The organism is 'Nostoc azollae' 0708 (assembly GCF_000196515.1).
Classification (GTDB): Bacteria; Cyanobacteriota; Cyanobacteriia; order Cyanobacteriales; family Nostocaceae; genus Trichormus_B; species Trichormus_B azollae.
In genome coordinates, this window is the sequence record NC_014248.1 from 4,821,275 (window position 1) to 4,840,779 (window position 19,505).

Genomic DNA, 19,505 nt, shown 5'->3' on the forward strand with positions numbered 1-19,505 from the left:
GGAGAAACAAGCTATAAAATAAAGTGAGCTACACATAATCTACAGGATCTTCTAATCCCAACTCAGCAAAAGCCGCTAACCGCAACCGACAAGAATCACACACACCACAAGCTTTATCACCACCAGCATAACAAGACCAAGTTAATTCCCAAGGAACTCCCAACTGATTACCAAGTTGGATAATTTCAGTTTTCTTCAAATTAACTAATGGTGCAATAATGTTAATTGGTTGTCCTTCACGCCCTTGTTTGGTTCCCAAGCGGAAAACTTCTTGCATTGCTTGGATATAATCGGGACGACAATCTGGATAACCAGAGTAATCTAAAGCATTAACGCCTATATAAACCCTTTCAGCGGCGATCACCTCAGCATAGCCCAAAGCAAAGCTCAAGAAGATAGTATTACGGGCAGGTACATAAGTGACAGGAATATTTTGTGACATTTCATCTAGGGAACGGGCTTGAGGTAGAGCAATCGCATCATCAGTCAACGCAGAACCACCCCATAGCCGTAAATCAAAATTCACTACCTGATGTTGAACTACCCCCACAGATTTCCCCACAAGGACAGCTGACTGCAACTCTCGGCAGTGTTGCTGCTGATAATCAAAAGAAATAGCATAACACTCACAACCATCAGCCCTTGCTTGGTACAGAACCGTAGAAGAATCCAATCCCCCAGACAACAAAATTACAGCTTTCATCACTCAAAATCACCCTAAAAAATCACTAACACCAATTTCACCCAAAAGGTGAGACAATCAACAAAATGCAACAAACAGAAAATTAAATTTAAAATGAGAACAATAATCTACCGTATCTATGGCAAAATTCTTACAGACAATCTTGCTGAGAATTATTATAGTTAATAAGTTTACTGGAATTTCAACGTATTCAATTTAACAGTACGAAAATCAAGTAGATATTTCGGTAATTAATTGCTCAACTGCAACCTGAGAACTGTCACTTAGGTTTAACAGAACTTGTAAAGTCAACAAAACAACACATTGTCTTTTGTGTCAATTACAAAAAATGCAGCAATTAATAACTATCTATCTATCTAAAACATAGCCATATAGTGGGAACTGAACACAAACTTTGAAATTCTTCATAAATAGAGCCACTATGTTAGCATCTGGATGGTTTTAGACGGATCGCACCTGGCACTTCAGTATAAAGGCCAACGACCGTAGCGTCTCTAAATTTGGTGGTTGAGGAGAAAATAATAGTGCAAAATAGCATGTCAGTGGCAGAAGCAAACCTATATTCACAGCGCAACCAGCCACGATCAATCCGCATAGGCGTGATTGGGGTCGGTAACATGGGACAACATCACACCCGCGTACTGAGTTCAATGAAAGATGTTGAATTAGTAGGTGTTTCAGACATTAACGTTGAGCGCGGCTTAGAGACCGCAAGCAAATACAAGGTACGTTTTTTTGAAGACTACTGCGATCTCCTACCCCATGTAGATGCAGTATGTGTTGCCGTACCAACCCGCTTACATTATGCCGTGGGCATTAACTGCCTGTTGGCGGGAATTCATGTTTTGATTGAAAAACCGATCGCTGCAAGTATTTCTGAAGCAGAATCTCTCGTAAACGCTGCTGCCGAATCCCAATGTATTTTGCAAGTAGGTCACATTGAGCGTTTCAATCCAGCATTTAAAGAACTCAGTCAAGTCCTGAAAACGGAAGAATTACTAGCCTTAGAAGCTCATCGAATGAGTCCTTATTCAGCTAGGGCTAATGACGTTTCCGTAGTGTTGGATTTAATGATCCATGACATTGACCTACTTTTAGAATTAGCTGGTTCTCCCGTCGTGAAATTGACAGCTAACGGCACTCGTTCCCTAGACTCTGGTTATTTAGATTATGTGACTGCGACTTTAGGGTTTGCCAACGGTATTGTCACTACTCTCACTGCCAGTAAAGTTACTCACCGCAAAATCCGCCGCATTGTTGCCCATTGCAAAAACTCATTCACGGAAGCCGATTTCCTGAAGAATGAAATTTTGATTCATCGCCAAACTAATACCAACCCTCTCAACGACCATCGACAAGTCCTTTACAGACAAGATGGTTTAATAGAAAAAGTCTATACTAGTAACGTTCAACCTCTCAGTGCAGAATTAGAGCATTTTGTCAACTGCGTGCATGGTGGCAATCAGCCTTCAGTGGGTGGTGAACAAGCCCTCAAAGCTCTGAGATTAGCGAGTTTAATTGAGCAGATGGCTTTGGAAGAACGGGTTTGGAATCCATTAGACTGGCAATCCGAATCAAGAGTACAATCACTAACGCCAACTGTCTAGAAGATGGGAATAGGGAATAGGGAATAGGGAATAGGGAATAGGGAATAGGGAATAAGCATCTAATTACCAATTACCAATTACCAATTACCAATTACCAATATGCTCGAATGGATAATTAACACAATCAACTCCCTGGGATATGTGGGAATCGCTTTGCTGATGTTCATAGAGAACCTTTTTCCCCCCATACCTTCTGAATTGATCATGCCACTGGCAGGATTTACAGCCAGCCCCTATCAACCAGGAGGTGCAAAGCTGAATATAGTAGGCGTATTTTTGTCAGGACTTGTGGGTTCTGTACTGGGCGCACTAATTTGGTACTATCCAGGTAAGTTTTTAGAAGAACGACCCTTGAAAGCTTTGGCTAACAAGTACGGTAAGTGGCTGACTATATCGAGCGAAGATATTGATAAGGCTAAAGGCTGGTTTAATAAACAAGGTAGCAAAACAGTATTAATTGGTCGCCTTGTGCCGGGAATCCGTACCTTAATCTCCATTCCCGCAGGTATGAGTAATATGCCCTTGCCTTCCTTTTTATTTTACACAATCCTGGGGAGTGGTTCCTGGGTTGGCTTGTTGACATTTTCAGGATACTGGTTGGGTAGTCAGTATGAACTTGTCGACAAGTACCTTGCGCCTTTATCTAAAATAGTTTTGTCGGGTTTAGTGTTAGTATTCTTTTCTTGGGTACTCAAGCGCCAAGGCCAACGAACTCGGAGATGAATTTGGTTCTCTGTTGGTTTGAAGGATAGGAGTAAGTTAACAGTTAAATAATATGTATGTGAAAATTTGGTCTGCGCTATTAACCCAGAATAATGCTAAATTTTCAATCGCCTACAATAATTTTTGACGTATTTCTAGCTACACTTGACCCAACTGAAAATTTTTCTGACCTTGCATTTTTGTAAGATGGGCATGATAACTTTTTACAGTTAAGTCACCACATAGGAGCTTTCATGACAGACCAACCTCCCGTAGCTAACCCAATGAATGCCGCAGCTATCCCTATGAATCGAGTAGCTCCAACCCCTATAAACAACAATGTTAATAAGCCAGTTAGTGTTTCGGGGAAAAATATTCTCAGCGTGGATTTAGGTAGAACCTCTACCAAAACTTGTGTCAACCGCGAACCTGCCAATGTTGCTTTCATTCCTGCCAATGTTAAGCAAATGTCAATAGAACAAATACGCGGTGGTGTGTTTGAATCTAAAGCCACAGATCCTTTGATGGATTTGTGGATGGAATATCAAGGTAACGGATATGCTGTGGGTCAACTGGCAGCAGATTTTGGTGCTAATTTAGGAGTAGGCCAATCTAAGGTAGAAGATGCACTAGCTAAAGTTCTGGTAGCCGCTGGTTACTTTAAGCTCAAAGATGAAATTTCTGTCATCGTTGGTTTGCCTTTCCTTTCTCTAGAGCAATTTGAACGGGAAAAAGCTCAACTGATGAGTTTGATTAGTGGTCCCCATGTGATGAATTTCCGTGGCGAAACTGTATCGTTAAACGTCACTAAAGTTTGGGTAATGCCAGAAGGCTATGGTAGCTTGCTGTGGTGTGAAACCCAACCAAATAAAGGCTCTTCGATGCCTGATTTGACAAAGGTATCAGTGGGTATAGTGGATATTGGACATCAAACCATTGACTTGTTGATGGTTGATAACTTCCGCTTTGCTAGAGGTGCTTCCAAGAGTGAAGACTTTGGTATGAGCAAGTTTTATGAAATGGTGGCTAAGGAAATAGAAGGTGCTGATAGTCAATCTCTAGCACTGATTTCTGCTGTAAACAAGCCCAAAGGTGATCGCTTTTATCGTCCTAAAGGTGCAAGCAAACCCGCTAACCTAGACGATTTTCTCCCTAACCTCACAGAGCAGTTCTCACGGGAAATTTGCTCGATCGTGTTAGCCTGGTTACCAGAGCGTGTAACTGATGTGATTATCACAGGTGGCGGTGGTGAGTTCTTCTGGGAAGATGTACAACGTCTGCTCAAAGAAGCCAAAATTCATGCCCATTTGGCGGCACCCTCACGCCAAGCTAATGCTTTAGGGCAGTATATTTATGGAGAGGCGCAATTATCTGCTGTTCGCGCTGCTAGGTAATAAAACTGATGTTCCAATGGTCAAAAAAGGTAGTTAAATCCGTCACTTTTAATCCAGAAATTGCTGATGAGAGTTTGTTGGCACAGGTGGAAAGCTACTTGGAGGCACAGCCCGAAAAGACTTTCAGCGACCTCTGTAAAGAAGCTCTTTGGCAAGCTTTATGTGTACCGGACTCTGTACGACCTTCTCCGAATACAGCAGCACTGCCGATAGAACAACAAGTCGGTCAATTGCAACGTCAATTAGCTGGCCTTGAGGAACGTTTTTTTGCTAAGGAATCCCATCGTTTGCAGACAATGGAAAACCAGATCGTGCAGCTTAGTCAACAAGTAGCACAACTGGCAATTATCCTTAGTCAAGGAGGATCTACTCAGCCTCTTACTTCATCAGTACCAATGGTAGAAGTAATTAATAATTCTGCTTCTACTCCTGATCCCACTCCCCAAGAGGTTGACCCTGTAATTATTCGTCTGAGTCAGTATCTTGATGATTTCTAAGGAACAAGCCAGTTTGTAAGCGTTTTTACAAAAAAGAGTTAGATGGGTATAAATTACACCCAGAAATTGTTAACAATTTCTGGGTGTAATTTATTTTTTAGCTGAATCGCCGTATTTTCCACAAATAGCTAGATAGCCAATTCGTCAGGATGTGAGCGACAATTGGGACTAATAAGTTGCCGCTTAATAGGGCGCTATATCCAAAAATAATGCCAATAATAGTTGCCCAAATCACATAAGGCCATTGTTCTGAACCACTAAGGTGTAAAATACCAAAACAAAGACTGGAGACAATAACCGCTACATGATCAGCACCTAAAGCGGGTAGCATCACACCGCGAAATAATAATTCTTCACTTAACCCCGGTAACAATCCCAGCCAAATTAAGTCTGGCAAAGCTAAAGGCTTGAGTACAATTTCTAGGTAATAGTCTGCACTTTTACGATAAGGAGCAGAAAAGCGATGAGTTAGTCCGCTTAAAAGAGTAATACCTAAGCCCAACCCCACTCCCAAAAATAAATCTCTGGGATACCAATACAACTTAAATAAAGAAACATTGCCAAAGCGTAACCACACCTTGGCGAGTATCCACAAAAGAATAGCTGTTGCGCCCATAGCTACAAGCACTTGGGTGCGGGTAAGATAGGGAATTTCTGGTTCTTGTTTTTGTTGTTCAACCACAGGCGTTTAGGTAATGGGTCAGTTATCAGTTATCAGTTATCAGTTATCAGTTATCAGTTATCAGTTATCAGTTATCAGTTGTTATTTTTCCCTCTTCGCTGTCACCTATCACCTGTCACCTGTCACCTATTCTCTTACTAATGACCAAGGACTAATACCTGCTTTGTGAGCGACTAGGATACCTACTGCTTCTAAATATGAGTTTACCTGTATAGATTTGATTCCCAAAGCTGGCGCAGGGACTTGTATCAAAGTTTTATTTTCTGCCACTGTAATTATTTGGCATTGGTTCTGGCTTAAATTCAGCAATGCGTTGCCACCACAAGCATTTGCCGGTACTATAACAGCATCAACTTGATCTGCCCAAATATCTGCCTGTAAAGAATTGATAACTTCTCTTTTGGTGATAAATTGGGGAGCGCGACTTAAGCCGACAAAGACACAAGGTAAAAAAGTATAACCTAATTCTTCGGCAGCGGAACAGGGTGATAAATCAGGATCTGGGGATGCTGGAGCAAGGGCTGGCGCATGGGCGCATGGAATTTGAAAAGTTCGGACTAATAAATGACTAATTACGGCTTCTGCACCTGCTAGTGGATCTACGCCTTTACCATGACGATAGTTTTGGGCTGCTTCTTCATCTATTTTATCGGGAAAACGGGTAACAACTGCGAGCGCTTCTGCTTTCTCTTTTTTAATCAATATCTCTGCTGCCCTTAATAAGCTGTCTGGGTTGCCTATTGTTCCCCAACTTGCACCAGAGGCAGAAATGCTTAATTCTACGTCCAAGGGCGAATCTGTAATGACATGATTGGTAATATTTAATCCTAATGTAGCTCTGGCTGCATCTGAGGCTTGCAGGTGTCGCAGCATTAATTCAGGTTCAATTCCTTGGTCTAAAAGCAAACCTACTCTATTACTATGGACAGGACGTAAACCCCAGCATCCAGCAGCGAATTGATCAAGTCCATAACCTTCAACATAGGAAGCGTTGGGAATATTCCAGTATAAACTTGCACCATTTAAGACATTGGGATGAGTAATCAAGTGATCGCACACCTGTGATATAACTCTGGCTACTGGTAAGGCATCTCCCGCGTATCCCCCAATAGCAGCCCCAATGCCAGTAGGAATAATTAAAACCGCTGTATATGGTCGGTGCATGATTATTTAGGTAAGATGATGATCAATCGCTACAATCATATAATTTCTTACCGATTACTACCTGTAGTAACAACAGCTTCTACAGTTGCTTTTTCCTGTTCTTTATCCACCGCAGTAATAGCCCAGCGCAGGGGTTCACCTTGTTTTTTCAATTCTGCTTCAATAGCTTTCTGCAACTCTGTCGGAGTTTGTTGCAAGTCGATTTCGGCAGTAATAAAATGAGTAGTCATGATGGTCAAACCTATGTCTTTGTGATTTCTACAATACAACTATATTTTGGCAATTGGTAAAAAATTTTAGATCGTAGATTTTAGATTGGAGTTAATTTAAATACAATCCAAAATCCAAAATTAAATTCCCATTCCCCAATTTACTGATCTTTACCAAATTGCCTTTGATAAACTATATCTTCCTTTTCTGTCTCAATTTTTAAATTAGAAAGAGGTTTAGAAACACAAAGCAGTGCATAACCTTCTTCTTGCAAGTCTAGACTTACACCCATACCCTCAGATTGATCTACCCTTCCTTCAGTGATCAAAGCAGCACAAGTTGTACAAACCCCAGCATGACAAGAAGCCGGCATTTCTAAACCCGCTGCTTCTGCAGTAGCTAAGATGGTTTCATTTTCTGGAACTTGCAAATTATAGATTTTGCCTTGGTGGTTGATTTCAACGGCGTAAGTCTTAGACATATATAACAGCAGAGTCAAAGGATAAATAGGTCAATATATCTGATAATATATATGCATGGCTAACTTTTGCAATGCCAAAAACAGATTTTCTAATTTTTATGCTTTCATAATTTAGAGTAAATATTTGTTACATTTAATGACTGCATTAAATGCTTACATACATGATAATAAGCTATTCTCAAGTTAAAGAATACAGAACTATATACCCATCCCATATAGTAGCCATATAGTAATTTAATTTGTCTTAATGCTTCACGAAGTGCTGCTTAGTGAATCGAGAATTGTCAAATGTAGCGAGCACCTGTATATTTTAACTCAGATTTAATATTCCACATGATCGCTTTTTTTGCAAACATCTGAGTTAAGAGAAATTGCATGGCAACCAAGAAGCAGAGATGGTTTATAACAGCTTTCCAGATAAAAGGTTCAGTCATCTTAGCTATTTATCAAAAAGTGATATTTTGCGGGATGTTCGGTGTATTCATTTCTATACTTTATCAGTATAAACTACCAGTTCCCAAACCAGTTTTAGGGACTTTTATTCCCAGTATAGTTTTAGGTTTATTACTAGTATTTCGTACCAACACCGCTTATGAAAGGTATTGGGAAGGTAGAAAAATTTGGGGTTCAATGGTAAATACTATCCATAACCTAGCACGAAAAATTTGGGTATCAGTTGACGAAAATTCTTTAGAAGATAAAGATAACAAATTCATAGATTTAAATTTATTATTAGCATTTGCCGTAGCAACAAAATTACAACTGAGAGGAGAAAAAATTAATTTAGAGTTAGAAGCATTAATGCCAGCAGAAAAATACCAGAATCGAAAAATTGTCAATAACCCACCTATAGAAATTGCCTTTTGGATTGGCGATTATTTACAATAATAGTATAATTAGAATTGCTTAAATAGTTAGCACTTAATATCAATGCAAGAATTATTGAATAATTTAGTTGATAACTTAGGAGCTTGTGAAAGAATTCTGAAAACACCAATTCCTCTATCTTATGCCATACATTTGAAACAATGACTCTTATTATATTGCTTATTACTACTATTTCAAGTTGTCGCAAGTTTGGATTTGTGGACAGGGATAATTTCGGCTTTAGTGAGTTTTAGTTTGTTAGGGATTGAAGCTATTAGTCTAGAAAATGAAAATCCCTTTGGCTATGATGATAATGATTTACCTCTGGATAATATTTGTACGAACATGAAACGCAACATTGATGATTTAATGAGTTTAAGACCTAGCCTACATTCATACACCAAAAACATATGATTTCTAGATGATATTGATATATATCATCCATATAGTGTTGAAAATACTCTTTTAAGAGATTGATCGTATATTTTCAATGTTTCCCTCAGTATTTCTGTCAAGTTAAAGTAGGTAGATATTGTTGGAGCATTCTCAATCCGATTTTTATCTTCAGGTGTAATACAATTAGCAATAAGAATAGTTTGTACTTCTGGATTTATACACAATGCTTCTTCAAAAGATTTTTTAGCAGTACCATAACCTTCTAATGCACCAGCAGGATCAGTTACTCCTTTCACTTCAATCACACCAACTGTTTTCCCCTGATTATTCAGAAGTAAAATATCTGGTTCTTGTGAGAAAAGAACAGAAGTATGATTAGCCAACATTAGACCCCGATACGCTTCTACATTTCCTATGCTAATTGTGCTTCAGTTTTATCAGGATTATATATTTCAACTTCAATACCCTTAAGTGGAAGAAAGGCAACAACTAAATTAAATTACGTTCTTTTGCCTCTTTGATCAGTAGTCCCTGTACAACCTGTTCAGGTTCTTCTCCAATAGCATTACGCCAAGAACCATCAATTTGCGCTCCAGTTGAAGCTAGTATTGTGCCATATAATTCTGCTTACGTCAGGCTGTCAATTGAACTATCAATAATCAGAGATATGTGTTCATTAAATAGTCGGGAAACTGTCAAAGCTTTATCTTCTGTTAGAGGAATTTTATTGTCTTCATTAGCTTCAATCTTCTTTAAATTTACTTTAGCTAAATACTGAACTGCTTCTTGAGTAAGTACAGATATACTACGATAGTAGGCTAATAATAAAGAGTGTTCTCGAATTAAACGAGGGTGACAAAATACTTGAATAAGTTCTAATTCGGAATGGTTACTGATATAAGCAAACGTATCTTCTCCAATACCCCAGTTTTTCCAGTCTTCCCAACTTCCTCTTCCTAGTGTCTAAATAGATCTATTTGTCAGTCCAAAGGATTCTGCGATATCTGATAGAATTCAATCTACAGGAATCTCTTCCCCTGCGTATTTGAAATTATCATTAACTATTGTGATTATGCCACCTGATTTGAGAATGGGACTTAACTCATAGATAACAAGACACATTTCATACAAGTAATTATGTACCATTCTGTAAATCTTTTGATTATTCGAAGTCCCTTCATTTTTATTTTTTCCTAAAGTCATTAATATTTCTTGTAGTGCATCCTGTTGTTTAAAAACAGAATCTATTTTTAAGAAAACGTTATCCAGTTGTTTACTTATATAGTATTATTATAAATATGTACGTTTATCGCGATTTGATACTGTGCATGAAAGTATTTGCTGACGTAGATTTTCGACTTTATTTTCACTACATGCCAAAAATGCAAGTTCAAGAGCATAGGTACGAGTGTAATCATATCAGTTCAGATATGGTGGTGATGTAATAACGAAATCAACACTATCACCTGGAAAAGTAGGAAGAATTTCTAAAAATGAACCTTCATAAAGGTTAGGTTCTACATTTTCTAGATCGCCAAATTTGCTAGGGAACAATTGTGGTAGTTGATCATCATGAGATAAATCTAGTTGTATGGAACTTCACTCTAAGTCTGATATAATTTGCTTAAGCTTACGTTCAATAGCCTCTTCAAAAGATAAAATTGCTCCTTTATTAAATTCAGATTTACTTTTTGAACGCCCTGAACGAAAATACCAGCGGAGATATTGCCCATCTTTTCTAGAAGAACTAATATCTTCAAGGATAGAAAAAGCTGCATATATATCAGTATCTTCTGGATATTCGTATCTGTAATAAAGTCATGACAATAAGATAAATAGCCCATTGATTACTTTTCATTCATTTGGGAAGATGCATCATGAGTAATTGTTATATGTTTAAATATATAAATTTCTTGATACTAGTTTTGGTAATCTAGTTTTTGCAGTTTATATATTACTCTTTTAAATTCCTGTATATCTATTTTTTGAGCTATTATTCGGGAGCATCGAGTTTTGGCAGAAAGACTCAAATAGGAAGCAAACCATTGAGATAAGCACAAGGAAGGGAAAGGATTTGGTAGACACTTTCAACATTCCACTATGCGCCAGAAATTTTAATCCTTGCTCCAATGTGTTTAATAGCAGATTCGACAGATCCAGAACCAATAGAACACAGTTATTTAGCTTGGTAGTAGGTGTAGTTAATAATGCCAGTGGGATGTTTTTCGCTTATGTCGAAAAACTTCTTAACTTGTTTGCCTCGAGAATTATTAAATAAAGCTTGAGCTGATAGCCTCAAGCAGCACTTTTAAACTAATGGACTTAATCGATTTCTTGGCTTCAAACCCAGTCTCTGCAACTATTTAGCTTTTAGTTTTAGTTCTCCTAGCAAGGGGTTTTGACTTTATTGGTTTTACCTATTTTCCTTCCGGTTGTTTCTTCGATAAAAAAAGGGCTATTTCTGGACTTACCACTTCTAATATTTGACTCCTTACTGTTTTTTCTATGCCTTCCAAGTCTGTTATCTGACTTTTGTCTGCTTCTTCATATAACAATGTTGCCTATTCTTTTAAGCAGGCTTTGGTCCGTTCTTTTCTATCCTGGTTCATGGTTGCTAATCCACACTTATTTATCCTTATATTCTGCTAAAAGCTGTGTATCTTCCAATAGTGGATGCTCCCTATTATTCTAGCTTCAGTAGCAAAAATGCCGACTGGTAGAAGTTGAATTTCCGTGGTTATCCATCCTAATTTACTAGCAGTCAATAGTGAGTGATGTTCCACTTCCTGAAAATGGATCTATTACTATACCTGGATTAGGCTTTAATGTTTGTAACATTTAGGTAATTAGAGGTTTTGAAAATCCTTTCCTATATTTGAACCAAGAAGAAAAAGGAGTTTGTTTATTTCCTTGATAACTAACCAAATTTCTATTTAAAGCAGGATCATGCGTGCTCTTAGATTAAAATATTTTATAAAGAATTCTTCTGGCACTCAAAGAAGATAATATAAGCATAAATCTAGTAAATACTTAATAAATTAGATCAAGTTTAAACTAAATTAACCAATAATTTTCTATAACTTCTTAATCCCCATTTCTAAACCCTCACACACGCCAGTCAGAAAGTCTAAGTCCGAACTAGCAATAGTATCACTTGGTTTGTGATAATTTGGATTTCGTAAAAACGCAGTATCTATCACCATCATTGCTGGATAACCCTGATCCCAAAAAGGTGCATGATTACTAAGTCGAGTTTGGGAAACCAGTAACCCCCGATTGGGCGCTGGTAACCATTGACTAGGTACACCCACTTGGCGAATACTTCGACTTAAACTAATTAAATCGCGCAAAGCCCGCCAATTACCAATTAAACCAATAAAATCTCCAGTGTTGGGGTAAAACTTATCTAAAAAGCTGGGTATCTTTGCCAACCAGGAGTAAAGTCCTGATAGCCTAGCATTTCCAATGCTATCATCAAGCGTAGAGGTTGTCCTTGTTTACGTAATAAATCAGCATAATCAGCACTACCTAATAAGCCGTATTCTTTCATATCAAAAGCAACAAGTCCCAAAGGATATCTAGCTGGTATTTGGGTAAAACTGTGAGCAAACTCTAACAACACAGCCACACCAGTAGCATTATCATCAGCAGCCACTGTATAAGGTACACCATCATAATGAGCGCCTATTAAAATGGGTGGTAACTTTGTTTCTTGCCTTTGTGTTTGGGCTGGTAAATTTAAAATCAGGTTGTTACAGGTTTTACCCCTGACTTGAAAGGTGTGGATTTCCACACTTCCCCATTGTGCAAGTTGTTGGCGAATGTATTCTTGAACAAAGAAATGTCCGGTACTCGCCATATAGGGATCGCGTTCCCATGCTATCTCTTGGAGATGATTTTGTAATTGTTGTTTTAAAGTCAAATTGGTGATTCGTGATTGGTGATTGAGAAAATTACTGTCTCTGTTCCCCACGCCCCACACCCTACAGCCTCTTCTTCTTTTCCTCTCTTCAAATGCTATCCTAGTTTGGCAAGTAGCACCTTAAGCTAAAATTTCTCTAATTATGTAAATTATTGAATTTAATGATGATAATTATACCATTGGGTAATTTTTATCATTTAGCAGCAAGCTAGAGGTAGTACCATCTAATCATAATAGACGTACAGGACACGCTTAGGAGACAAGTAACGCATGGGCAAGGTAGTCGGCATCGACTTGGGTACAACCAACTCAGTAGTCGCCGTAATGGAGGGTGGCAAGCCGGTGGTGATTGCCAATGCTGAAGGTATGCGAACAACTCCCTCTGTTGTTGGCTTCACCAAAGAAGGTGAAAGGGTGGTTGGACAAATGGCAAGACGGCAAACTGTTCTTAATCCCCAAAATACCTTTTTTGCAGTTAAACGCTTCATTGGGCGGAAATATGGTGAACTTAACCCAGATTCCAAGCGTGTACCCTATACCATCCGCAAAGATGAAATAGGCAGTATTAAAGTTGCGTGTCCCCGCTTAAATAAAGAATTTACCCCAGAAGAAATTTCAGCTATGGTGCTGAGGAAATTGGCAGATGATGCTGGTCGCTATTTGGGAGAAACTGTCACTGGGGCTGTAATTACCGTTCCAGCTTATTTTAATGATTCCCAACGCCAGGCTACCCGCGATGCTGGGAGAATTGCTGGTTTAGATGTTTTGCGAATTCTCAATGAACCGACTGCGGCTTCTTTGGCTTACGGATTATATCGGGGTGAAACGGAAACCATCTTAGTTTTTGATTTGGGTGGTGGGACTTTTGATGTGTCGATTTTGGAAGTAGGTGACGGCATATTCGAGGTTAAAGCCACTAGTGGAGATACGCAATTAGGTGGTAATGATTTTGATAGAAAGATAGTTGATTGGTTGGCAGGACAATTTTTAGAAGCAGAGGGTGTAGATTTAAGAAGTGATCGCCAAGCTTTACAAAGGTTAATGGAAGCCGCAGAAAAGGCCAAAATTGAACTTTCTGCTGTCAGTGTCACCGATATTAACCTACCCTTCATCACCGCCACAGAGGACGGACCTAAACATTTAGAAACACGCCTGACGCGATCGCAATTTGAAGGACTATGTGGTGACTTAATCAGCAGAGTGCGAACACCAGTCAAAAGGGCGCTAAAAGATGCCGGACTTTCCCCAGTAGATATTGAAGAAGTTGTACTAGTAGGCGGTTCCACCAGGATACCAATAGTAAAACAGCTAGTGCGGGACTTCATAGGTATGGAACCCAACGAAAACGTCAACCCTGATGAAGTTGTGGCCGTAGGTGCAGCAATTCAAGCAGGTATTTTAGCCGGCGAACTCAAAGATGTATTGCTGTTAGATGTCACACCCCTATCTTTAGGACTGGAAACCATTGGTGGCGTGATGAAAAAGCTCATTCCCCGTAACACCACAATACCAGTACGACGCTCCGACATTTTTTCCACCTCTGAAAATAACCAAAACAGCGTAGAAATCCACGTTGTCCAAGGTGAGAGAGAAATGGCAGCAAATAATAAGTCTTTGGGAAGATTTAAGCTGTATGGCATCCCACCAGCACCACGAGGCATCCCACAGGTTCAAATATCCTTTGATATTGATGCCAACGGGATTTTACAGGTAACGGCTTTAGATCGTACCACTGGCAGAGAACAGAGTATCACAATTCAAGGCGCTTCTACCTTGAGTGAATCAGAAGTAAATCGCATGATTCAAGATGCTCAAAAATATGCTGATGTTGACCGGGAAAGGAAAGAACGGGTAGAAAAACGCACTCGTTCCGAGGCATTGATTTTACAAGCAGAACGGCAATTGAGGGAAGTAGCCTTGGAAATGGGGATGCAGTTTGCCCGTAACCGTCGTCAACGCATTGACAATATTTGCCGGGAACTGCGTGAAAGTTTAAAAGATAATGATGATCGCGGTATTGACCAAGCTTACTCTGACCTGCAAGATGCTCTGTATGAGCTAAATCGCGAAGTGCGAGAGTATTATGCTGAAGATGAAGATGAAGACCTATTTGGTGCCATCCGTGACATCTTCACTGGTGATAAAGAACGGGAACGGGATTATTCCAGAGAAAACTATCGGGAACCCGATTCTAATAACAGAGACTATAGTCGAGACTATGGTAGAGACAATCGTTCTCCCTCCTATGATAGTCCTCCACCACACCGCCGCCGTCCCACCTACCGGGATAATTGGGATGAAGACGATGATTGGCTGTAAAGGAATTTGAGATTTTGGATTTTAGATTCAGGAGGCAGGAGGCAGGAGGTAGAAGAAAATTAGGTGACAGGTGACAGTAATCATTAAAAATTAAAAATTAAAAAACTCTTGCCCTTTGCCTCTTACCCTTCGGGTTCTCCAGTCGCACCCTGCGGGAAGGGGAAGCGCCTACATGGGGGAAACCACGCCACTTACTTGCTTTATGCGGGGAAACCCGTCCACCACAGTGGCTCCCTAAGACCGCGTTGGTTCACCTCTTACCTTTTGCCTTCCTCCACTGATAACAGATAATTGATCATTAATGAATATGCAAAATTTGCAAAATTTCCGCGATTATTACGAGATTTTGGGAGTAAATAAAGAAGCCTCTAGCGAAGAAATTAAAAAGGTTTATCGCAGGTTAGCAAGGCAATATCACCCTGATCTTAATCCAGGTAACAAAGAAGCAGAAGAAAAATTTAAGACTATTGGGGAGGCTTATGAAATTCTTTCCGATCCCAGTCGACGATCCCAATACGACCAGTTTAGCCGCTACTGGAAACAAAAAGGCTTTGCTGGTGGTAAACAGACACCAAAACCCAAAGCTTGGGGAGATAATCGCCCTAACAACGGTCGCAGTAATCAAGAAGTAGATCCTAGCGAGTTTCCTGATTTTGAAAGTTTTATTAATCAGGTCATTGGTGTTAGGAGTCGCAAAGATAGCAGAACTACAGCAGATAATACAACCACTACCGACCCATTTCGGACTCCCAGAACCAAAGTCTCATATACAGTTAACACCCCACCCCGCACTACCCGCAGGGATATAGAAGCCAGATTAACTTTACCACTAGAAAAAGCTTATCAAGGTGGTAATGAAAGGATACGCTTAGAAGATGGGCGCTCGCTCGAAGTAACTATGCCCCCAGCAATGGTGACAGGTCAAACCATCCGCTTGCGAAATCAAGGCATTGGTGGAGGCGATTTATACTTAAAAATTACCGTTGAACCCCATCCGTTATTTAAACTAGAAGGTTCTAACATCTTCTGTCAAGTTCCTGTAACTCCCAGTGAAGCAGTATTAGGAGGACAAGTCGAAGCACCAACTCTCGACGGTCCCGTAAAAATGACTGTTCCTCCTGCTGTCCGGTCTGGACAAAGATTCCGTTTAGCTAACAAAGGCTACCCAGGTGAAAACGGAAAACGCGGTGATCAATTAGTAGAAGTTCAGATAGTTACACCCAAAAATATTACAGATGAAGAAAGACAGCTTTATGAAAAATTGCGGGAAGTTGAAACCTTTAAACCCCGTGCGGATTTAATTTAGTTGTCAGGTTTTACAATCTATAAATATCCCTCACGCAAAGACGCAAAGCTAAGAGGTGTAAGAAATTGCAAGGTATCATGATGAAGGCAACTATCATCATTACTATGACCTTATTCTTTTAGTGGGAAGGGAGTAGGCGATAGTAAAGCGATCCTAAGGATCGCTTGATTTTAGTTTCTTAGGTTAAAAAACAGAAATGTAGATATAGGTTGATTCAGAAATGTGTAATGCGAATGTATTATTACGTCTTTTCAGAAGAGCCGCACCCAAAAGATTTAAAATATAAAAAACATTTTTGAGCAAAGTGACTCAAACGGTCGTGAATGACAATGGGGTAATGCCACAAAGCCGCGAAATCATATATTACGCCCTGCTAGGACTTCATCCTTCCGCGTCGGTAATAGATATCCGTCGCGCTTATCGGGAATTGAGTAAACAGTATCATCCAGATACTACAGAATTACCAGCGATAGTTGCTACAGAAAAATTTCAGCAAATTAACGAGGCTTACGCTACTCTCAGCCATCCAGAACGGCGTTTAAGATATGATTTGAAAATTGGTTATTCTCGGTTTGGTGTCATTCAAGCACCTACAGATTTAAACCATCGAGCTTCTCGACCTCATGATTGGTCAAAATCAATGTATCTTGATGCAAGCTATCGCCCCCTCTCATCAGGAGAAATCTTTGTATTATTTGTGTTAGGCTTAACCTTTGTGGGTTGTATGATATTAGCGCTCGCGATCGGTGTTCTTCGTGGTGAGTCCAGTTTATAAACACAACTTCTCCCAACCACACCAAATACACAACAGCAAATCACCCATATTTCCCAACTTCCACACCCGATACAAACTAATAATTTTGAATTTTGTTCGCGTAGCCTGCTGTAAGTACTATTTGAAATTTCTTATGTCTATTCTTCCCTCCAATACACCTCTATATAGCCATCCACTTCCACAAATTGAACAATGGCTAAAAGACCAAGGCTGCCAACAAGATGAAAACGAATTACATTGTTGGCGATTGCAAAAACCTAGCTGGCAAGCAGAAATTTGGCTAGATATAGAGCAAATTACAGTTAGATATATTCAAGCTGGAGAAAATGGTCAGAATATCCAACGTTCTTTTAAATATTCCCTAAGTCGGCAAGATATAGAACAAGCCATATTTTGCGGTCCATAAATTGGGTAATTCGTAATTCGTAATTCAGGCAGAAGCGAACAGGGAACAGGCAGAAAAGATGTTTCATTTTTAATTTTTAATTCATAATTTGTTTGTAACCATTCAGCTAATGCCTAACGGCATGCTACGCGAACAGCCATCAGCAGTCTGCTTTTTCAGGCTAACTTCAAAAATCCCTATTTGATAATTAACCAATTTCTCAAATATTCTGACTCCTGACTCCTGACTACTGACTCCTGACTCCTGACTCCTGACTCCTGACTCCTGACTCCTGAATTCTTTCTCTCCTACACCCCTACACCTAAATTTTCCCAAATCGCCTTTCCCGTTGCTGGTAAGCACATAAAGCCCGTTGAAACTCTTTTCTGTCAAAATCTGGCCAGAGAGTTTCGGTAATATAAATTTCTCCATAGGCCATTTGCCAAAGTAGAAAATTAGAAAGTCGCATTTCCCCACTGGTGCGGATGAGTAAATCTGGATCTGTTATTCCGGCTGTATATAAATGACTTTCAAACAATTCTTCAGAAATTTCATCAGGATTTAATATACCTTGTTGTACCTTTTGAGCGATTGCTCTACAAGCTTGTAAAATCTCCTGTCTACCACCATAATTTGTGGCTACTGTAAACTTAATACTGCGATTATCCTTAGTTTCTGCCATTGAACGAGAAATTTCTTCCTGAAGTGCTGTTGGTAAAGCTTGTAAATTACCCACAAACTGAATTTGTACATTCTCCTCTACCATTTCCCGTAGTTCTTGACGCAAGACACCCTGGAACAGACTCATCAAAAACTCCACTTCTTCCTGTGGTCTTTTCCAGTTTTCCGTCGAAAAAGCATAGGCAGTCAGGGCTTTAATTCCCCAATCCTTACAACAGTGCAGCAAATCTTTGAGGGCATCAACTCCCCGTTTGTGACCCATAATCCTTGGTAAACCTTGACTTTTAGCCCATCGACCATTGCCATCCATAATCACCGCAACGTGCTGGGGGAGTAATTCTCGTTTTAAATCAGAGGGTAAATATTGCAGTTCAGTCTGTTGTGTAGTCATTTTTCGGTCTTATTTTTTTGGCGAGAAGGGGTCGTATCCCTACGGGGAAGCAAGCTACGCATACCGTGTCGAAGACTTGGTAATTTGAGTAAACGTGACACCAGTGCTAGTGTCTGACCACTAATTTGACGAATTAAACTGACAAGACCAGGAGCTACAGTGTCCCTATCTACAGTGGGAGAAAATCGAGCCTGTAAAGACTCTTTTAACTTCCTAATCGTCAGTGGTCTGTATAGAGTTCCCCTTTCCGCTAAGGAAATAGAACCCGTTTCTTCTGATACAACGACACAAATGCAATTTTCGACCCGTTCAGTAATTCCCATTGCTGCCCGATGGCGTGTACCCAACTGGCGCGAGGCTGTACGTCCCGAAAGTGGTAAAATTATACCCGATGACACAATTCGCGAACCCCGGATCAATGTTGCCCCATCATGCAATAAAGTTTTTGGCTGAAAAATTGTCTGTATCAGCTCCTTAGACACCTCTGCATTTAACTTTACTCCAGGTACTGAAAAATCTCTCTCATCAATTGGCCCGGAAGTTTCCAAAATTAGCAAAGCGCCAATCCGATTTTTTGACAGTTCTTTTACAGCTTCGACAATTTCATCAATCACGCTATCAGATTTGGGGACTGCCAAGCGGTTGGGTTGAAATAACAGCCGGAACTCACCTCGTCCCAGTTGTTCCAAGAAGCGGCGAAACTCTGATTGAAGTGCTACAGCCATCGCTACAGCGCAACCAATTACCAACTTTTCAAGAACGAAATTGAGCAGAGGTAGCGCTAAAGTACCGCTGAATGCTGAGGCCAGCATCAAGAGTATAAATCCCCTTACCATCCACAGCGTTCGGCGTTCACTAATAATCACAAGGATCATATATGTCAGCGCCAGCACCAACACAATATCCAGAGTCCCAAATAGCAAGGACTGTGACCATCCCAGGTTTATCAGCCATTGCTTCCACCAATCTCTCATGACATCTGGATTACAAACTTTGTCAGTGGTTAGTGGTCAGTGGTCAGTG

Annotated in this window: 18 protein-coding genes and 3 pseudogenes; 9 read left to right on the top strand and 12 right to left on the bottom strand. The window is 39.9% G+C overall.

Annotated features, from left to right (window positions below):
• Nucleotides 1-28 precede the first annotated feature (28 nt).
• Nucleotides 29-703, bottom strand: a complete 675-nt coding sequence (gene queC / locus AAZO_RS22490; protein WP_013192924.1) for a 7-cyano-7-deazaguanine synthase QueC — start codon at nucleotides 701-703, stop codon at nucleotides 29-31.
• A 524-nt stretch (nucleotides 704-1,227) separates the two neighbouring features.
• Between queC and AAZO_RS22495 the strand changes: the two genes are divergently transcribed.
• The 4 genes from AAZO_RS22495 to fcmC all read left to right on the top strand — a co-directional run bounded on the left by AAZO_RS22495 (nucleotide 1,228) and on the right by fcmC (nucleotide 4,903).
• Entirely contained in the window at nucleotides 1,228-2,310 is a 1,083-nt protein-coding gene (locus tag AAZO_RS22495; protein ID WP_013192925.1) for a Gfo/Idh/MocA family protein, read from the top strand.
• 99 nt (nucleotides 2,311-2,409) lie between these two features.
• Nucleotides 2,410-3,033: a DedA family protein gene (locus tag AAZO_RS22500; RefSeq protein ID WP_013192926.1), complete on the top strand. Its 624-nt coding sequence runs from the start codon at nucleotides 2,410-2,412 to the stop codon at nucleotides 3,031-3,033.
• Nucleotides 3,034-3,266: 233 nt separating this feature from the next.
• A complete protein-coding gene (gene fcmB, locus AAZO_RS22505) occupies nucleotides 3,267-4,406 on the top strand; it encodes a filament morphology actin-like protein FcmB (RefSeq protein ID WP_013192927.1) in 1,140 nt (379 codons plus the stop codon).
• 8 nt (nucleotides 4,407-4,414) lie between these two features.
• The gene (gene fcmC, locus AAZO_RS22510) at nucleotides 4,415-4,903 is read left to right on the top strand and encodes a filament morphology membrane protein FcmC (protein ID WP_013192928.1); all 489 of its coding nucleotides are present in this window, start codon (nucleotides 4,415-4,417) and stop codon (nucleotides 4,901-4,903) included.
• 97 nt (nucleotides 4,904-5,000) lie between these two features.
• Here the strand turns inward: fcmC and AAZO_RS22515 are convergent, their stop codons facing one another.
• The 4 genes from AAZO_RS22515 to AAZO_RS22530 form a co-directional block, all read right to left on the bottom strand.
• The gene (locus tag AAZO_RS22515; RefSeq protein ID WP_013192929.1) at nucleotides 5,001-5,585 is read right to left on the bottom strand and encodes a CPBP family intramembrane glutamic endopeptidase; all 585 of its coding nucleotides are present in this window, start codon (nucleotides 5,583-5,585) and stop codon (nucleotides 5,001-5,003) included.
• 126 nt (nucleotides 5,586-5,711) lie between these two features.
• Nucleotides 5,712-6,749, bottom strand: coding sequence for a DUF3326 domain-containing protein (locus AAZO_RS22520; RefSeq protein ID WP_013192930.1), 1,038 nt, complete (start codon nucleotides 6,747-6,749; stop codon nucleotides 5,712-5,714).
• A 47-nt stretch (nucleotides 6,750-6,796) separates the two neighbouring features.
• On the bottom strand, nucleotides 6,797-6,979 hold the full coding sequence (locus AAZO_RS22525) for a hypothetical protein (protein ID WP_013192931.1): 183 nt from the start codon (nucleotides 6,977-6,979) through the stop codon (nucleotides 6,797-6,799).
• Between the two features lie 140 nt (nucleotides 6,980-7,119).
• The gene (locus tag AAZO_RS22530; protein ID WP_013192932.1) at nucleotides 7,120-7,440 is read right to left on the bottom strand and encodes a 2Fe-2S iron-sulfur cluster-binding protein; all 321 of its coding nucleotides are present in this window, start codon (nucleotides 7,438-7,440) and stop codon (nucleotides 7,120-7,122) included.
• A 375-nt stretch (nucleotides 7,441-7,815) separates the two neighbouring features.
• Here AAZO_RS22530 and AAZO_RS22535 point away from each other — a divergent pair.
• A pseudogene (locus AAZO_RS22535) lies at nucleotides 7,816-8,721 on the top strand (bestrophin family protein).
• 23 nt (nucleotides 8,722-8,744) lie between these two features.
• Here the strand turns inward: AAZO_RS22535 and AAZO_RS22540 are convergent.
• The 4 genes and pseudogenes from AAZO_RS22540 to AAZO_RS22560 form a co-directional block, all read right to left on the bottom strand.
• Nucleotides 8,745-9,089, bottom strand: a complete 345-nt coding sequence (locus tag AAZO_RS22540) for a hypothetical protein (RefSeq protein WP_013192933.1) — start codon at nucleotides 9,087-9,089, stop codon at nucleotides 8,745-8,747.
• 1,033 nt (nucleotides 9,090-10,122) lie between these two features.
• Nucleotides 10,123-10,257: a hypothetical protein gene (locus AAZO_RS41815; protein WP_266886818.1), complete on the bottom strand. Its 135-nt coding sequence runs from the start codon at nucleotides 10,255-10,257 to the stop codon at nucleotides 10,123-10,125.
• Nucleotides 10,258-10,729: 472 nt separating this feature from the next.
• Nucleotides 10,730-11,258: pseudogene (locus AAZO_RS32005) on the bottom strand (hypothetical protein).
• A gap of 519 nt (nucleotides 11,259-11,777) precedes the next feature.
• Nucleotides 11,778-12,625: pseudogene (locus AAZO_RS22560) on the bottom strand (M28 family peptidase).
• A 270-nt stretch (nucleotides 12,626-12,895) separates the two neighbouring features.
• Here AAZO_RS22560 and dnaK point away from each other — a divergent pair.
• From dnaK to AAZO_RS22580, 4 genes are all read left to right on the top strand, one after another.
• On the top strand, nucleotides 12,896-14,944 hold the full coding sequence (gene dnaK / locus AAZO_RS22565; protein ID WP_013192934.1) for a molecular chaperone DnaK: 2,049 nt from the start codon (nucleotides 12,896-12,898) through the stop codon (nucleotides 14,942-14,944).
• 307 nt (nucleotides 14,945-15,251) lie between these two features.
• Nucleotides 15,252-16,250, top strand: a complete 999-nt coding sequence (locus tag AAZO_RS22570) for a DnaJ C-terminal domain-containing protein (protein WP_187289557.1) — start codon at nucleotides 15,252-15,254, stop codon at nucleotides 16,248-16,250.
• 319 nt (nucleotides 16,251-16,569) lie between these two features.
• Nucleotides 16,570-17,025, top strand: a complete 456-nt coding sequence (locus AAZO_RS22575) for a J domain-containing protein (RefSeq protein WP_081462923.1) — start codon at nucleotides 16,570-16,572, stop codon at nucleotides 17,023-17,025.
• A 133-nt stretch (nucleotides 17,026-17,158) separates the two neighbouring features.
• The gene (locus tag AAZO_RS22580; protein ID WP_013192937.1) at nucleotides 17,159-17,431 is read left to right on the top strand and encodes a DUF3143 domain-containing protein; all 273 of its coding nucleotides are present in this window, start codon (nucleotides 17,159-17,161) and stop codon (nucleotides 17,429-17,431) included.
• A gap of 102 nt (nucleotides 17,432-17,533) precedes the next feature.
• On the opposite strand, the gene AAZO_RS22585 is transcribed toward AAZO_RS22580, so the two are convergent.
• From AAZO_RS22585 to cdaA, 3 genes are read right to left on the bottom strand one after another with little or no spacing between them, the layout of a single operon-like run.
• Nucleotides 17,534-17,746 (bottom strand): hypothetical protein, encoded by a 213-nt coding sequence (locus AAZO_RS22585; protein ID WP_041641900.1) that lies wholly within the window; start codon nucleotides 17,744-17,746, stop codon nucleotides 17,534-17,536.
• On the bottom strand, nucleotides 17,733-18,482 hold the full coding sequence (locus AAZO_RS22590; RefSeq protein WP_013192938.1) for an isoprenyl transferase: 750 nt from the start codon (nucleotides 18,480-18,482) through the stop codon (nucleotides 17,733-17,735). Before AAZO_RS22590 ends, AAZO_RS22585 begins: the two co-directional genes overlap by 14 nt.
• Nucleotides 18,479-19,456, bottom strand: coding sequence for a diadenylate cyclase CdaA (cdaA, locus tag AAZO_RS22595; RefSeq protein WP_013192939.1), 978 nt, complete (start codon nucleotides 19,454-19,456; stop codon nucleotides 18,479-18,481). The genes AAZO_RS22590 and cdaA overlap by 4 nt, the downstream gene beginning before the upstream one ends.
• Between the last annotated feature and the right edge of the window lie 49 nt (nucleotides 19,457-19,505).

Excerpts from the sequence above, each read along its gene's own strand:
- queC (WP_013192924.1), bottom strand. The coding sequence starts at position 703 with ATGAAAGCTGTAATTTTGTTGTCTGGGGGATTGGATTCTTCTACGGTT.
- AAZO_RS22500 (WP_013192926.1), top strand. The coding sequence starts at position 2,410 with ATGCTCGAATGGATAATTAACACAATCAACTCCCTGGGATATGTGGGA.
- fcmB (WP_013192927.1), top strand. The coding sequence starts at position 3,267 with ATGACAGACCAACCTCCCGTAGCTAACCCAATGAATGCCGCAGCTATC.
- fcmC (WP_013192928.1), top strand. The coding sequence starts at position 4,415 with ATGTTCCAATGGTCAAAAAAGGTAGTTAAATCCGTCACTTTTAATCCA.
- AAZO_RS22520 (WP_013192930.1), bottom strand. The coding sequence starts at position 6,749 with ATGCACCGACCATATACAGCGGTTTTAATTATTCCTACTGGCATTGGG.
- AAZO_RS22525 (WP_013192931.1), bottom strand. The coding sequence starts at position 6,979 with ATGACTACTCATTTTATTACTGCCGAAATCGACTTGCAACAAACTCCG.
- AAZO_RS22530 (WP_013192932.1), bottom strand. The coding sequence starts at position 7,440 with ATGTCTAAGACTTACGCCGTTGAAATCAACCACCAAGGCAAAATCTAT.
- AAZO_RS22540 (WP_013192933.1), bottom strand. The coding sequence starts at position 9,089 with ATGTTGGCTAATCATACTTCTGTTCTTTTCTCACAAGAACCAGATATT.
- dnaK (WP_013192934.1), top strand. The coding sequence starts at position 12,896 with ATGGGCAAGGTAGTCGGCATCGACTTGGGTACAACCAACTCAGTAGTC.
- AAZO_RS22570 (WP_187289557.1), top strand. The coding sequence starts at position 15,252 with ATGCAAAATTTGCAAAATTTCCGCGATTATTACGAGATTTTGGGAGTA.
- AAZO_RS22580 (WP_013192937.1), top strand. The coding sequence starts at position 17,159 with ATGTCTATTCTTCCCTCCAATACACCTCTATATAGCCATCCACTTCCA.
- AAZO_RS22590 (WP_013192938.1), bottom strand. The coding sequence starts at position 18,482 with ATGACTACACAACAGACTGAACTGCAATATTTACCCTCTGATTTAAAA.
- cdaA (WP_013192939.1), bottom strand. The coding sequence starts at position 19,456 with ATGAGAGATTGGTGGAAGCAATGGCTGATAAACCTGGGATGGTCACAG.